This window comes from Streptococcus himalayensis (assembly GCF_001708305.1).
In the GTDB taxonomy this organism is placed as follows: domain Bacteria; phylum Bacillota; class Bacilli; order Lactobacillales; family Streptococcaceae; genus Streptococcus; species Streptococcus himalayensis.
Genome location: NZ_CP016953.1, coordinates 681,165 through 696,542, shown reverse-complemented (window position 1 = coordinate 696,542; position 15,378 = coordinate 681,165). Strand labels below are relative to the sequence as shown.

The 15,378-nt window shown below is 43.3% G+C and carries 9 protein-coding genes and 1 pseudogene; 6 read left to right on the top strand and 4 right to left on the bottom strand.

The annotated features are described in order from the left end of the window. Positions 1-123 precede the first annotated feature (123 nt). The 6 genes and pseudogenes from BFM96_RS03405 to BFM96_RS11575 all read left to right on the top strand — a co-directional run. Positions 124-1,419 carry a sugar ABC transporter permease gene (locus BFM96_RS03405; protein ID WP_068990328.1) on the top strand — a complete coding sequence of 432 codons (1,296 nt, stop codon included), beginning with the start codon at positions 124-126 and terminating at the stop codon, positions 1,417-1,419. After that, positions 1,412-2,260, top strand: a complete 849-nt coding sequence (locus tag BFM96_RS03400) for a sugar ABC transporter permease (RefSeq protein ID WP_188595253.1) — start codon at positions 1,412-1,414, stop codon at positions 2,258-2,260. Before BFM96_RS03405 ends, BFM96_RS03400 begins: the two co-directional genes overlap by 8 nt. A gap of 199 nt (positions 2,261-2,459) precedes the next feature. Further along, positions 2,460-3,269: a DUF1189 domain-containing protein gene (locus BFM96_RS03395; protein WP_068990322.1), complete on the top strand. Its 810-nt coding sequence runs from the start codon at positions 2,460-2,462 to the stop codon at positions 3,267-3,269. A gap of 9 nt (positions 3,270-3,278) precedes the next feature. Further along, on the top strand, positions 3,279-4,265 hold the full coding sequence (locus tag BFM96_RS03390) for a LacI family DNA-binding transcriptional regulator (protein WP_068990320.1): 987 nt from the start codon (positions 3,279-3,281) through the stop codon (positions 4,263-4,265). Positions 4,266-4,276: 11 nt separating this feature from the next. Beyond that, positions 4,277-6,334 carry a type I pullulanase gene (pulA, locus tag BFM96_RS03385; RefSeq protein WP_068990317.1) on the top strand — a complete coding sequence of 686 codons (2,058 nt, stop codon included), beginning with the start codon at positions 4,277-4,279 and terminating at the stop codon, positions 6,332-6,334. 376 nt (positions 6,335-6,710) lie between these two features. Further along, positions 6,711-6,977: pseudogene (locus BFM96_RS11575) on the top strand (hypothetical protein); the annotation flags it as partial. On the opposite strand, the gene BFM96_RS03380 reads toward BFM96_RS11575, so the two are convergent. The 4 genes from BFM96_RS03380 to BFM96_RS03365 form a co-directional block, all read right to left on the bottom strand. Further along, positions 6,963-7,967, bottom strand: a complete 1,005-nt coding sequence (locus BFM96_RS03380) for a DUF4097 family beta strand repeat-containing protein (RefSeq protein ID WP_449618942.1) — start codon at positions 7,965-7,967, stop codon at positions 6,963-6,965. The pseudogene BFM96_RS11575 and the gene BFM96_RS03380 overlap by 15 nt on opposite strands. Positions 7,968-8,020: 53 nt before the next feature. After that, the gene (locus tag BFM96_RS03375) at positions 8,021-8,671 is read right to left on the bottom strand and encodes a DUF1700 domain-containing protein (RefSeq protein ID WP_223245868.1); all 651 of its coding nucleotides are present in this window, start codon (positions 8,669-8,671) and stop codon (positions 8,021-8,023) included. Beyond that, on the bottom strand, positions 8,614-8,931 hold the full coding sequence (locus tag BFM96_RS03370; protein ID WP_068990307.1) for a PadR family transcriptional regulator: 318 nt from the start codon (positions 8,929-8,931) through the stop codon (positions 8,614-8,616). Before BFM96_RS03370 ends, BFM96_RS03375 begins: the two co-directional genes overlap by 58 nt. A 154-nt stretch (positions 8,932-9,085) precedes the next feature. Then, on the bottom strand, positions 9,086-15,358 hold the full coding sequence (locus tag BFM96_RS03365; protein WP_068990304.1) for a S8 family serine peptidase: 6,273 nt from the start codon (positions 15,356-15,358) through the stop codon (positions 9,086-9,088). Positions 15,359-15,378 lie beyond the last annotated feature (20 nt).

Below are 15,378 nucleotides of genomic sequence, written 5' to 3'. Positions count from 1 at the left end.
CTAGGATGGTAGATAGCAGATGAGACTCGATAGGCACTCCCAGTCGGGTCTTCTCTTTATCTTGCTTATCTCTCTTGATGATTGCCTTTTAAGGCTCATCAAGATTTCCCAAAGGAGATTTTTATGACGACACAACAAAATCCAAACAAAGCATTATGGCTCTCCTTCATTCCAGGACTTGGACAAATCTATAATAAACAAAGGGCAAAAGGGCTGATTTTCCTTGGTGTCACACTCGTTTTTCTGATTTACCTAGTCGCTATTGCAGCCCCAGAACTAGCGGGGCTAATAACCTTGGGAACACGACCGTTTCGCGACAATTCCTTATTTATGTTGATCCGCGGTTCTTTCCATTTGATTTTAGTGGTAGTTTATGGCATTTTTTACGCCTTAAATCTAAAAGATGCCTACATAGTTGCCAAACGATGGAATGATGGGTTCAAAGTCCCTATCACTCTTTCAGATATGGGGAAGGAAATTTACAGCAATGGTTTTCCATATCTCCTCATCATTCCTTCTTACATCGCTATGACAGCTGCCATCATCTTTCCAGTGGTGGTGACACTCCTCATCGCTTTTACGAATTATGACTTTAAGCACCTGCCACCGACCAAGCTCTTGGATTGGGTTGGCTTTAGCAACTTTTCCAATATTTGGCGTTTAAGTACCTTCCGCAGTGCCTTTGGCTCTGTTCTTTCTTGGACAATCATTTGGGCACTTGCTGCCTCAACGGTACAAATCGTCATTGGTATCTTTACCGCTATCGTGGCCAATCAACCTTTCATAAAAGGAAAACGCATATTTGGGGTTATCTTCCTTCTTCCTTGGGCTGTACCGGCTTTTATTACCATCTTGACATTTAGCAATATGTTTAATGACAGTATCGGAGCTATCAATACTCAGGTTATCCCACTACTGGGTAAGGTCTTACCATTCCTAAACGGGCATATCATTCCTTGGAAAACAGATCCCACTTGGACCAAGGTAGCTCTGATTATGATGCAAGGTTGGTTAGGATTTCCTTATATCTATGTGTTGACCCTTGGTATTTTGCAATCCATTCCAAATGATCTTTACGAAGCAGCTTATATCGACGGGGCAAATGCATGGCAAAAATTCCGCAATATTACCTTCCCAATGATTCTCGCTGTTGCAGCACCAACACTCATCAGCCAATACACCTTTAACTTTAATAATTTCTCTATTATGTACCTCTTTAATGGGGGTGGTCCTGGTAGTGTCGGAGGAGGAGCTGGTTCAACGGATATCTTGATTTCATGGATCTATCGTCTAACAACAGGAACAGCTCCGCAATACTCTATGGCAGCAGCTGTAACCTTGATTATCTCTCTCATTGTCATTTCCATTTCCATGATTGCCTTCAAGAAATTACACGCTTTTGAAATGGAGGATGTATAAGATGAATTCTGTTAAATTAAAACGTCGCTTCAGTCATTTTTTGACTTACTTTTACTTAGTTGCTTTATCTGTCATCATCCTCTATCCCATTTTGATTACCATTTTATCGGCCTTTAAAACAGGGAACGTCGTGGCCTTTAAACTGGACACTAATATCAATTTTAGCTTGGATAATTTTAGTAAACTCTTTTCTGAAACCCTCTATGGGACTTGGTATCTAAACACCCTCATCATTGCCTTCTTGACAATGATTGTCCAAACCAGTATAGTAGTATTAGCTGGTTACGCTTACAGCCGATACAATTTTCTGGCAAGAAAACAAAGTCTGGTCTTCTTCTTAATTATTCAAATGGTGCCAACCATGGCAGCTTTGACAGCCTTCTTTGTGATGGCACTCATGCTCAATGCCCTCAATCATAGTTGGTTTCTTATCCTGATTTACGTTGGTGGAGGAATTCCGATGAATGCTTGGTTGATGAAAGGCTACTTTGACACCGTTCCGATTTCTCTTGACGAATCTGCAAAGCTAGATGGAGCTGGTCATTTCAGACGTTTCTGGCAAATCGTCTTGCCACTCGTGCGTCCGATGATTGCCGTACAGGCTCTATGGGCCTTCATGGGACCTTTCGGAGATTATATCTTATCCAGTTTCTTACTGCGTGAAAAAGAATACTACACAGTAGCCGTTGGGCTTAGAACGTTTGTCAGCGATGTGAAAAACCTCAAAATCGCTTTCTTTGCGGCTGGAGCTATCCTTACCGCTCTTCCAATCTGTATTTTATTCTTCTTCCTACAAAAGAACTTTGTATCAGGCTTAACAAGTGGTGGCGACAAGGGATAATCTTGTCCCACCCTGTTTTTTATAGTGAATTGCATAAGGATTTGAACATCGTTCAGTCATTTTGATGAACGCTGGTTTTCTCTGCAGCCCCTTGCCTTGTCCTATTCCTCTCTCCATTCACTATACTTAAAACAGACTTCTCTCCTAGCATTCATCTGCGAACCTCCTTGACACTACATTCACATTAGAAAGTACGCCTATGCTTCCTTACCCGTTTTCTTATTTTGCAAATATCTGGGGTTTTCGTCGCCCTTTTGCCAATCGTAAATCTTTCAGCTGGTTTCAACTATTCTTTACGAGTGTCTTTTTGATTGCACTGATGCTCATTCCGCTATCCATTCAGCATGCTGATCGAACGTCTTATCCGCTTACAACCTTTATTGAAGAAGTTTTTGAACCTTTAACGGACGATGTTCTGCAAGATTTTGTACAGCATACAGAAATTGCCAATCATCAGCTACATTACACAGGAAATTCAGGTAAGCATACGAGCCCTGCAGGCGATGTCCATATTGGAAAAGAGAACACTCAGCTAGGACAAAATCTAACACTGGCCTTTGAACCTGAGCAGCTCATCATCAGTCAAGCAGGAAAACGCTTGGCCAATCTCTCCTATCAAGCGATTGATAACCAAGCCATAAAAAGTAAGGAAAGTTTGGTAGAGGCGATTAACCAAGACTGGTTTCAGCAAAATCGTTTGACCGTCAGTCTCTTTTTAATGGGACTATCTGCCTTTTTATTATCCTTAAACTTTTTTATCATAGTTTTTGGGGCAACTTTTTTCCTTTACTTGACTAAAAAATCGAAACTGTTTTCTTTTCAAACTGTCAAGGAATGCTACCACTTTACTCTCAATTGCTTAGGAGTACCAACCCTGATTGCCCTTATTTTGGGTCTATTAGGACAACCAATGACCACTATGGTCACCTGTCAAAATATTTTATTTGTCCTGTATCTCGTGATTTTATTTTACAAAACTCAGTTCCGCGATGAGAAATCGGGTCATTAGGAGGTTTTTATGCGTGTTACCATCAAAGATGTTGCTAAAGTAGCTGGGGTTTCTCCCTCAACGGTCACCCGTGTGGTGCAAAATAAGTCCAGCATTAGCGAGGAGACTAAAAAACGGGTCCGCAAGGCGATGAAGGAGCTCAACTACCACCCCAATCTCAATGCCAGAAGTCTGGTCAGCAGCTACACGCAGGTCATCGGTCTAGTGTTGCCTGATGATTCGGATATTTTTTACCAAAATCCTTTTTTCCCATCGGTCTTTCGGGGCATTGCCCAAGCTGCAGCTGAGCATCACTACGCCATCCAGATTGCCACTGGGAAAAATGAGGAAGAACGCATGGAAGCCATCTCTCAGATGGTCATGGGCAAGCGTGTGGATGGCTTGATTTTCCTCTATGCCCAAGAGGACGACCCGCTCGTCCAGATGGTCAGCGAGGAGCAGTTCCCCTTTTTAATCCTTGGGAAATCCCTCTCACCCTTCATCCCTCTGGTCGATAATGACAATATCCAAGCAGGGTTTGATGCGGCGACCTACTTTATCCAAAAAGGTTGCCAGCACATCGCCTTTCTAGGGGGCAATAAAAAACTCTTTGTCACCCAAGACCGCTATCAAGGCTACCAAGAAGCACTGCTAGAGCACAACCTCTCACTGGACAGCCATCGTGTGGCCTTTGCCAGTGAATTTCTAGAAGATAAGGGCTATCAGTTTACCAAGCGTCTGCTCAAGCACAATCCAGCCATAGACGCCATTATCACGACTGATGCTCTCTTGGCTGAAGGGGTCTGCAAATTCCTCGAAAAAGCTCAGCTCGATATCCCTGTCTTGACCTTCTCGTCTCTTCGACCAAAGCTAAATCTAGCTGCCCACATCGACATCAATACCTTAGAGCTGGGGCAAACATCCTTTAATACCATTTTACAAATCATTAACGATGCCAAAAACAATCGGCAAATCTGCTACCGCCAGCTCATCCCCCACCAAATCATTGAACATTAGAAAGGAAACTTATGGTTTTCCGCACATTTCAAGCTTTTTTAGATGGTGAAGATCTTGTCCGTATCGAGATGGACATGGCCTTCTTTTCTGATGATCTTGTCTTTAGCCTTGAAAATCCAAAACAAGCTTTGTCACTTCTAGAAGTTCACCACAAGGACAAGCAAGTACTCCTCACTCTTCAAAGTCCTGAAAAATTTTTGCTGGACACACCTTACTGGATTTATGACCAAGACCGCAACAAGGCTTTCTTAAATCTTAGAGATATTATTCGTCAACCAATTTTCGATGAGCTCTTTGCTTATGAAGGCGATGATTTGGGAGCTAACTATACCCCAAACTCAACTCATTTTCGATTTTGGGCACCGATTTCCGAACAGGTCTTTATTCTCCTAGGAGGCCAAAGTTTTCCGCTTTCTCGTGGGGATAAAGGTGTCTGGCAAACCACTCTTCAAGGAGATTTTGAAGGACAAGCTTACAGCTATCTCCATAAAGTTCAAAATGAATGGCGAGAGGTCCACGACCCTTACGCTCTTGCTTCTGAGGCAAATTCTGGACGAAGTTTTGTCATTGACAAGGATAAAATCAGCCAACCTATCTCACGCGTAGCACATCAAGTCAAACCTACCAAGGCTATTATTTACGAGATGAGTGTACGCGATTTCTCCATGCAACAAGAAGCAAATTTTACACAGGCAGGAAAATTTCAGGGATTACTCGAAAGTCCAAGGATAGGGGAACAGGTCATCGGTATGGAATATCTCAAACAGCTGGGCATCACCCATATCCAACTCATGCCTCTTTATGACTTTGGTAGCGTTGATGAAAAACACCCTGAGCTTTCCTATAATTGGGGGTATGACCCTGTTCAATACAATCTACCTGATGGCAGTTTTGCGACTGACCCTGATAACCCCTACAGCCGGATTATCGAACTGCAAGGAGCCATCTCAGCCTATCATCAAGCAGACATTAGCGTTATCATGGATGTCGTGTATAATCATGTTTACAATGCAAGTACCTATGCTTTTGAACAAATTGTACCTGGCTATTTTTTCCGCTATGATGAAAATCGCAAGCTGACGAATGGAACTTTCTGCGGCAACGATGTCGCCAGTGAGCGTGCTATGGTTCGCTCTTACCTCAAGCAATCTCTGAAGCAATGGGTCGAGCTCTACGGATTTGATGGCTTTCGTTTTGATTTGATGGGAATTCTGGATATAAAGACAATGACAGAAATCGCAAGCGATCTCAAGGCCATCTACCCAAATATTTATCTCTACGGAGAAGGCTGGCAAATGCCGACAGGCTTGGAACCTTCTCAACTCGCTCATCAGTTCAATGCGGATAAACTCCCCGACTATGGTTTTTTCAGCGACCATTTCAGAGATACTATCAAAGAAACGATTTTAGACGGAAAAAAGATTTCAAAAGAGCTTCCCATCTATCAGATGGAAAATATCCTAACTGCCAATATCGGACTACTGGAGGAGGGGCATTTCACCCGTCCTCAGCAAGCAATCAATTATGTCGAATGTCACGATGATGCGACTGCCTTTGATTACTTTAAACTCAAACATGCTCATCTTAGCGAAGAAGAACGCTATGCAAATAGTCGTTTGGCCCTTCACATCGTTCTACTCGCTCAAGGTGTTCCCTTTATCCACAGCGGACAAGAGACTTTTCGAACAAAAAATCTAGTCGCAAATAGCTACAATAGCCCCGATTCTATCAATCACCTTGACTGGATTCGCATCTGTAAACACGCAAAGGATGTTGATTTTATCCGTGAACTCATCGCCTTTCGGAAGGCTCATCCGCTCCTCAGCTTAGAAACGGCAGATGACATCAAAGAAGCTTGCCAAGTCGAATGGCTCTCTGAACATTTGCTCCGCTATACCATCCAAACTCAAAACGACCATCTCACCATTCTCATCAACTTCTCAAATGAAGAAATCTACTATGACAATCCTAAACAAGAAACACTCATCCTGCGCTATCCAACGGTTGGATTAGAAGAAAAACAAGACCGTTATGTCCTACCCGCCAAACAGGTGATGGTATTAAAATAAGAAATACTTAAACCATCGTCGCAGATACTCTGTAAAATCGCAATGGCGACAGTCACCCCTTTGTAATCTGAGGTGATCCAGACGCTAGTGCTGAGAGTAACACTCATGACCTGTTCAGATGCTGAGACCTCAGGGCGACTGATTGTAAAAGATGTATTAACGGAAAACGTGAGATAGGAAGGCTCACCTTATCAGGATTGCCTTGAATCCGCTTACACTCATGTAGAATTGCAAGAATAAGAAAAAACTACATAAATGAGCCTGGACCAAAAGTCCTCGCAACACAAAAAAGCAACGGTTTTGCCCGTTGCTTTTGCTTTATAGAGATAGTCTTGGTAAAATATAGTTGTCTAAAAAATATTAGAAAGGCTATCCCATGCACCTCCACTATAACACAAATCAAACCATTTTACCACTAGAACTTGCTTCTTGTCTGCCACCCAACCATATCGTGTTTACGATTGAAATGGTCGTAAATGAGCTGGACGATGCGCTGTTTTAGTCTTTCTATCACGACTATGGTCGTCCCTCCTATCATCCTAAGTTCAATACCGCCAGCTCATCAGATAGGATAACAATTATCATTAGCAAAAATGGAGTGGGAGCATTCCTTTTTTGCTACTCTCTTCTAATCTTCAAGGGTAATCTGAATATCTCCAGTGTCAGATGTAAGAGTGAGCTTGCCACTTGCTTGCTCTACCTTCTGTTCATAAATCGGAGAGTCCGTTATGTGGTCAGAAGGTTGGGTGAGTTCTCCCTGTTTGGTTTCAGCAAGAAGATGCAGACGTTTGAGTGCTTTTTGGCTAAGATTAGCTTGAATATCACCTTGTTGGCTGGTGATGGTATTGTTTCCCGTGAAACTTGTATTCGAGAAGGCTATATCTCCCGTTGCTGTGCTGAGCTGGCTATGATTTATCTGTCCTTGAAAGACAGTAATCATGTCATCTGGATTGCTGACAGTACTTTCAAGGAGCTTGGTATTTTTTATATATACAGAATTGTACGTAGCTTTGATCTGTGTTTTGGAAAGGTTGCTATCAAAGATGTCTAATCGACCGCTTGTCTGGATATTTGCCTGATTAAGTGATACTTCCTCAAGCCGAATGATACCCGTATCAACCGTGAAAGTTCCATTTTTGAAGTTTGTACTGTCAAGCTTGATCGTGCCAGAGCCACTAGTAGCCATAATCTTCTGACTGGAAATATTCCCAAATTCAATATCTCCTTGGAGGACGTTTGCATGGATAGATTCCAGAGTTACCCTTGTGGGAATTTGGATAATAATATTGTAGTTTCGCTCTTGAATGTGCTGTATGAGGTCAACCAAGGGAGCAAAACCACTGGAGATTTTTATATCCTGTTTCTGCTGAGTCTGTTCATGGATGGAAAGGGTGCCATTCGTGATGGTATGGCGAATTAGTTTCTGTTGATCTTTTGGCACAACTGAACGGATATGAATTTGGTCATCTAAGGAAGGAACGATCAGTACATGTTTGGTATCCAGATCTACGGCTAATTTTTGAATCGTTTGGCTGTCTTTTTCAGCAATATCTTCGGTGGAAGTCACATTTCCATAAGCTGTTTCAATATCATTCCAACCTGCACTGTGAATACCGATAGCACTTAAAGCCATGCCAAGAACAAGAGCTATCAAACCAGTTGCAAATACGAGGGATTTCCATTTTTTCATGCGTTTTTCCTCCTTCTTTGGCTAATCCATTGAATAACTTTTAAGAGCGTCCATTTGCTTCCTTTAATGATATAAAAGTCAGCAAGGAAAGCTAGGAGCCCGGCACCTATTGCAAACAAGCCCAGGCCTAAACCAAGAGCAAAAGCACTGCTAGAGGTGGCAAGGAGAACCGTAAAACTCTCCCAAATCAGACTGGCTCCGATTAGAAAGGCTGTGAAACTCAAGGCTCCAATCGTAAAGCAAATGCTTGCGGCAATGGCTAGAATACCTAAAATCAAGCCGATAAATCCACCTGCAATGCCGATAGCCATCGGAATTGCTACTGGTGCTGCAAAGAGGGCTAAGAGAGCAATCAAGAAACTCTGTTTTTGCTGTTCAGGCTCGTCGCTATTGACTTTTTCCTCTAATAAGTTATGAAGGACATCGTGTGCTGCCTCTTTCGGAGTTCCTAATTCCTTCATGGCTGCCCCTTCGCCCTCTGGACCGACTTCATCGAAATACTCGGTGAAATAGTCCATCGCCTCTTCATAGTCTTTGGCTGGTAATTTTTTTAAGTATTTTTTGAGTTCTGCTAAATAGTCGTCTCGTGTCATTTGCGAATCCTCCCTTCGATAATCCCAGCGATGGTCGCTGTGTAGTTCTCCCATTCTTGCTCTTGGACGGCTAATGCTTCGATTCCTTCTTGAGTAATCGAGTAGTATTTTCGCTTACGCCCTTGATATTCTTGCGAATAAGTGGTCAAAAAGTCATTTTTTTCCAATTTTTTCAAAATCGGATAGAGAGTGGACTCCTTGATATTCGCGATAAGTTTGATCGTTTGACTAATCTCATAACCATAGGAATCCTCCTTTTTCACGATGGATAAGATTAGAAATTCAATCAAGGTCGATGATACGGGAAAATACATAGACTCACCTCCTTATATGTAAAATGTTTATATATAATTATTTTATATATAAATTATATACCTATTGATGCTCCTTGTCAAGACAGAAATACAAAAAGACTGGGAATTTCCCCAGTCTTTTTCTTGATTCATGTTAATCGATACATGAAATTCTTTATTGCTGTTCCTTGTGTTTTTGGAGGACAACCGTAAATCCAAGAAGGATAAATCCAAGGCTTACAAGCAGGATTTCCATCGTTTGACTACCTGTATTTGGTAGGGTTGTTTTTTGAGCAGTGATGGATGTAGGTGTACTTGCGTGCTCTGTTTGCTGATCCACAGGTACTGCAGGAACAGAAGTATTTACCTTTTTCAGATTTTTTGCAAGTACTGTTAGGTTTCCAGCAGGTTTTGCGATGATAATCGGTTGTGTTTGAGGTTCTACGCCGTCTAACTGTTCTACAGCTTGTTTGAGCGTATCGAACGCCGCGTCAATCTCTGCTTGACTTGCCAATGGTTTTGCAAGAACTGATTTTGCAGTTTCTATCGCTTTGGCGTAGTCATTTTTGGCTGAAGCTGTCGCAAATAGGAATGTGGTGCTTGTTTGTTGGAAAGCAGATTGAGCTTTCACCAGTTCACCCAAGGTAGTCTTGCTAGGCTCTACGCCGTCTAATTGTTCCTTCGCTTGTTTCAGCGTATCGAACGCTGCATCAATCTCTGCTTGACTTGCCAACGGTTTTGCGAGTACTGATTTTGCAGCTTCTATCGCTTTGGCGTAGTCGTCTTTGGCTGAAGACGTCGCAAATAGGAACGAAGCACTTGTTTGTTGGAAAGCAGATTGAGATTTAACAAGCTCATCTAAGTTAGTCTTGCTAGGTTCTACGCCGTCTAATTTTTCTACAGCTTGTTTGAGCGTATCGAACGCTGCGTCAATCTCCGCTTGACTTGCCAACGGTTTTGCAAGTACTGATTTTGCAGCTTCAAGAGCTTTTGCATAGTCGTCTTTAGCTGAAGCTGTCGCAAACAGGAACGAAACACTTGTTTGTTGGAAAGCAGATTGAGCCTTGACGAGTTCATCTAAGTTAGTCTTGCTAGGCTCTACGCCGTCTAATTGTTCTACAGCTTGTTTCAGCGTATGGAACGCCGCGTCAATCTCCGCTTGACTTGCCAACGGTTTTGCAAGTACTGATTTTGCAGTTTCTATCGCTTTTGCGTAATCATTTTTAGCTGAAGCAGTCGCAAACAAGAACGAAGCACTTGTTTGCTGGAAAGCAGATTGAGCTTTGACGAGCTCATCCAAGTTAGTCTTGCTAGGCTCTACGCCGTCTAATTGTTCCTTCGCTTGTTTCAGCGTATCGAACGCCGCGTCAATCTCTGCTTGACTTGCCAATGGTTTTGCGAGTACTGATTTTGCAGCTTCTATCGCTTTTGCGTAATCGTCTTTGGCTGAAGACGTTGCAAACAGGAACGAAACACTTGTTTTCTGGAAAGCAGATTGGGCTTTGACCAGTTCATCCAAGGTAGTCTTGCTAGGTTCTACGCCGTCTAATTCTTCCTTCGCTTGTTTCAGCATGTTGAACGCTGCGTCAATCTCTGCTTGACTTGCCAACGGTTTTGCAAGTACTGATTTTGCAGTTTCTATCGCTTTGGCGTAATCATTTTTGGCTGAAGCAGTCGCAAATAGGAACGAAGCACTTGTTTGTTGGAAAGAAGATTGAGCTTTCACCAGTTCATCCAAGTTAGTCTTGCTAGGTTCTACGCCGTCTAATTTTTCTACAGCTTGTTTAAGCGTATCGAACGCCGCGTCAATCTCTGCTTGACTTGCCAACGGTTTTGCGAGTACTGATTTTGCAGTTTCTATTGCTTTTGCGTAGTCATTTTGGGCTGAAGCTGTCGCAAATAGGAACGAAGCACTTGTTTGTTGGAAAGTACCTTGAGCTTTGACGAGTTCATCCAAGTTAGTCTTGCTAGGCTCTACGCCATCTAATTTTTCTACAGCTTGTTTGAGCGTATGGAACGCTACATCAATCTCTGCTTGACTTGCCAACGGTTTTGCGAGTACTGATTTTGCAGTTTCTATCGCTTTTGCGTAGTCGTCTTTAGCTAAGTCCGTCGCAAATAGGAACGAAGCACTTGTTTGTTGGAAGGTATTTTGAGCTTTGACCAAGTTTTCTAGGTTTGCTGTATTGGCAGGTCGTCCATCTAGGTCTGCAAGGGCAGCTTCAAGAGCTGCAAGGGCTTGATTGACCTCTTCTTGGCTAGCAGCTGGGTCAGCCAAGATTGCCTTAGCATTGGCAAGACTGGCTTCATAGGAAGCTTTCTTAGAATTTGAGGCAAATACATAGCTCGCTGCAGTTGTTCTCAATTCTTGATCCTGTCCGACAAGCTCTTTCAAACGACGAGCGTCTGTTTGTTGCCCATTTAAAGCTCCTTGAGCTTCCAAGAGTTGTTGCAAACCAGCATCCACTTCTTTTTGGGTAATTCCTTCCTGATTCACCAATAGTTGAGCCATACGGTAGTTGGTATCGTAAACCAATTTTTTATCACTATCAGCATTGAAGTAGCTTGCAGAAGCGACCACGGGACGGTAGTTGTTCAGAGCTTCCTGAAGTTTACTGAAGTCCGTTTCCTTACCATCCAAAGCTGTGAAGGCAGCTTGTAGTTTGGCAGTTAATTGATCCAAAACTTCCTGAGTTTGTTTTTGGTGAGCTCCTTCTTTAGCGGCCGCAAGACTTTCTTGGAAGGCCGTCAATTTTTCTGCTGACGCATTGAAGTAGAGTGCTTGATCTGTTACAGGTGCCAATTGTTCAAGCAAGGAAAGGAGCGGACGTTTGTCAATAATCGTCAAACGTTGGAAGTTTGCCCCAGTCGGGGTGACAGTGACTTCTTTGACCTCTTCCAAGATTTCCAAGCCTTCTGGCAAAGTGACCGCTAGTTGATACTGACCTGTCGGCACATCTTTTCCGTAGGTATTGGCCACATATTTCTCAAGTGGGAGTAGGAAGCTACGTCCTTCTGTGTCTTCCAGACGAACTTGAAGGGATTCAGGCGTGGCTTGATTGAATTGAATATCCACAGGAGCCCAAGTGAGTGGCTTAACAAGGAAATCAAGCGTCGCATAGCTCTTTTCATCGGATACCTGAATTGGCAGAATGTTAGAACTTACTAATTTTAAATGATCCTTGTCATAGGCAAAGAGTTCTACATTATAGTCGCCAAATGGGAGGCTAATAAGGCCATTTGGGGTGAAAACAGGGTCAATGATTTTCCCTGCAGTGTCACGAATGAGATAGGAGAAGTAAGTGTTGAGAGTTTCTCCTTCCTCCGTGTCCTTCAAACGAATCTCCACGCGTCCAGATTGATTATCTGCTTGGACAATCTCAGAGAGCGGAAGTGTTTGTCTATTTCCAGCATGATCTTCTACAGTATAGAAGACCTCTGCTAGTTCAATGCCCTCTGGCAATGTATAGCTACCGTCCTCATTTGGTTGGATAGGCACTTTGTTATCATAATGTTCTTTGTCATCCTCTGATGATGTGTAGGTCAACCCATCGTCACCCTCAGCCAAGTAAAAGACTTGTTCGCTGCGGATTCCTGAACCACCCTCTTCAATAGCAGTTCGAGGGGTAAAGTTGCGGGTCTTCTCATCAAATGTTCCGGTCGTAATGACAGGATATTGACGGTCAACAATCACATCAAAGGCGACCATTTGCTCTTTTGCTCCAGGCACAAGAGGCGTATAGCGGACCACGTATTTGTAGCTTCCTTCTGGAACAGATTTTCCAGTTTGGTCGGTTCCATCCCAGATGCTTTCGTCAATAATGCGTGATTTTTTATTTCTTGGGTTGCCAGAATAATAGGTTTTATCTCCTTCGGCAGGTTCACTTTGCCAGATTGGATGCTCCAATAGCTGGTCATCAGCTGCATAGACGCTGGCGATGAGATTTCGGTAATTGCGGAGAAAAACACCTTTGAGACCAATAATATCCTGGTTCTTGTCATCATTTGGAGAAAAAGCGAGCAAGACATTTCCAGTTTCATCAACGGTGATTAGGGAAGCACCTTGCGAAATGAGTTGACTTCCTAAAATAATCGGGTCACGTTTTTCGCGTTTGTTTAGAGAAATGATGTCTTCAGAACTGTCTGTCACAAGAGCCGTTGCATCGCTATCTCCCAATGCCATATAATCATCTACCCGCTCGAAGTAAAAGCCGTTTTGATTGTCTTTGAGTAATTCGTAGATTGATTTTTCGAGAACAGCTAAATTTTGCCATTCTCCTTTAAAACCTACATAAGGAATGCTGACAACTTCTTCTTGAGCCTGGTCAAGGAAACGAACAAACCCTTCTAAGTAGTAGCCATTTGGCATTTCCTTGATGAGTTCGTCATGGAATTTGCTGGCATCCACAGTGACTGTAAGTGCTAGGCTGCTATTTGCTTTGACCGTGATGGTTTCGCCCTTGATTTGCTCCAGTGAGCGAGGTTGCAAGGTAATGTGGCCTTCTTCGACAGTGTCGGTATTAACCTCCGTTACGTAGGTAAGGGTTTTATCTTGATCACTGATATTGTGCAGAATGAGGGGAAGAGTGAAGGTAGATCCAACATTACCAAGGCTCAGACTTCCGTAGCCATTGGCTCCTGTGACATATAAGTCAGTGGAAATCGCACCGTGCGTATCGACCAGCCCTGCACCTTGTTGTCTTGGAGAGGTATAGGCTTTGGTTTCCTCGTTGAAATGCGGTTTTGCGGTGCTCATGATCAAGTTTTTGATCAAGCTTTCGATTTCTTCGGGTGTTTTGGTTGGGTATTTGGTTCGTAAGGCTTGCTTGACAAGAGCAGCAACTCCAGCAACGTGAGGGGCAGCCATACTGGTTCCGTTTTTGGATTCGTATTTTCCATTATTGATCGAAGAGTAAATACCGCCACCAGGTGCTGCTACATCGGGTTTTAGCTCACCATCGACGGATAATCCCCAACTGGAGAAATCCGAGAGTTGTTTCGCAGCAGGATTTGGGATTTGCCCCATTTGTTTATTAAATTGGATTTGATAGTTATTTTTGACCAATTCTTCACCGAAGCTCAAAGGAATGAAGGCACTTGGAATGGCTTTTGATTCCTTGTCCAAGCTCATATTGAGATTGGGTTCATCTTGGTTGTTAAAGATGAGAGCACCTACTGCTCCTTTTGCAATGGCATGCTTGATTTTATCAATAAAAGTGATTTCCCCACGTTTGATGAGAGCGATTTTTCCAGCTACGTCTACAGTTGCGAAATCTTCCTCTTTTCCAAGTCCAGCAAAGACATAGTCATAGGATTTGCCTATTTCAAAATCTTGGTCACTTTCTGAGATGGTCACTGGTACCTTGCTACGATAAAGAGGCAGGCTACTATCATTTCCAATGACATTCATAACTTCTGTGGTGATGTTTGAATTGTTGTAAGAAGCAACAGAGATGGCTCCTGAGGCGGTTGATGGACTAGCCACCAAGCCATAGTCTGGATTTTCCGCTAGGGGAGCGGCATGACCAGAACCGTAGGCACCGTCATTTCCAGCAGCAATGACAACGCTGACTCCAGCTTTTTTGGCTCGGTCAATAGCCGCATCAAGAGCGGGTCCCACATTGATAAGAGAGCCGTTTGCTCCACCGAGACTGAGATTGATACTATCTGCCCCGAGTTTGACAGCGTCCTCAATGGCACGGACGTAAAGAGGAGCGTCAGTCCCTTTATTGGTATCGGAAAAGACCCGCATAAACATCAATTGCGCTTCTGGAGCCACACCGTAGATGTACTCGCCACTGCTATCTGGCTTGGTTGGATTTCCGACTGCGATCCCTGCGACGTGCATCCCATGGGATCCTTCTTCAGCTTCCTTGATATTGGAATTGCTTTCCATATAGTTATAGCCAAAGATGACCTTGTCATTGTACCAATTTCCATAGGAAATCCCTGCAGCCTTTTTAACCGCTTCAAAGGCAGCTTGATCCTTGTATTTGGCAGTCGAGCTATCAGAGAGATGAAGGACATCGTGTTCGACATCCAAACCAGAGTCAATGACCGCTACAACTGTCCCCTGTCCTTTATAGCCTTCCTTCCAGACAGGCGGTACATGGATGAGTTCATTGCTACTATTGCTCAATGGAGCAGCTGTGGCAGTGGGCTCTTCGACAGTCGTTCTTGTAGTGAGAGCTGTCGTATCAGAAACAGGTACGGGAGCTTCCAGATTTGTCGCTGGAGGTGTTAGCTCAGGGGTGGCTGTTTCAGGTTGACGGATGTCAGCTGAAGGTGAGGTTATCTCGGCTGAATTTGAGACAATCTCTTCATTTGCAAAGCTAGTTGCCAGCTCATCTGCAAATACTGGATGACCGGCTGAAAAGATAGCCAGCCCCAGTAAAACAGAAGCTAAACCTAGCTTATACTTGCGTAATGAAAAACGCTGTTGCTTCATAGGATTCTCCTTAAAAAAAT

Bases quoted from the DNA above. Each gene is read 5' to 3' on its own strand.
- BFM96_RS03405 (WP_068990328.1), top strand. From the start codon at position 124: ATGACGACACAACAAAATCCAAACAAAGCATTATGGCTCTCCTTCATT.
- BFM96_RS03400 (WP_188595253.1), top strand. From the start codon at position 1,412: ATGTATAAGATGAATTCTGTTAAATTAAAACGTCGCTTCAGTCATTTT.
- BFM96_RS03395 (WP_068990322.1), top strand. From the start codon at position 2,460: ATGCTTCCTTACCCGTTTTCTTATTTTGCAAATATCTGGGGTTTTCGT.
- BFM96_RS03390 (WP_068990320.1), top strand. From the start codon at position 3,279: ATGCGTGTTACCATCAAAGATGTTGCTAAAGTAGCTGGGGTTTCTCCC.
- pulA (WP_068990317.1), top strand. From the start codon at position 4,277: ATGGTTTTCCGCACATTTCAAGCTTTTTTAGATGGTGAAGATCTTGTC.
- BFM96_RS03380 (WP_449618942.1), bottom strand. From the start codon at position 7,967: ATGGCTTTAAGTGCTATCGGTATTCACAGTGCAGGTTGGAATGATATT.
- BFM96_RS03375 (WP_223245868.1), bottom strand. From the start codon at position 8,671: ATGGGAGAACTACACAGCGACCATCGCTGGGATTATCGAAGGGAGGAT.
- BFM96_RS03370 (WP_068990307.1), bottom strand. From the start codon at position 8,931: ATGTATTTTCCCGTATCATCGACCTTGATTGAATTTCTAATCTTATCC.
- BFM96_RS03365 (WP_068990304.1), bottom strand. From the start codon at position 15,358: ATGAAGCAACAGCGTTTTTCATTACGCAAGTATAAGCTAGGTTTAGCT.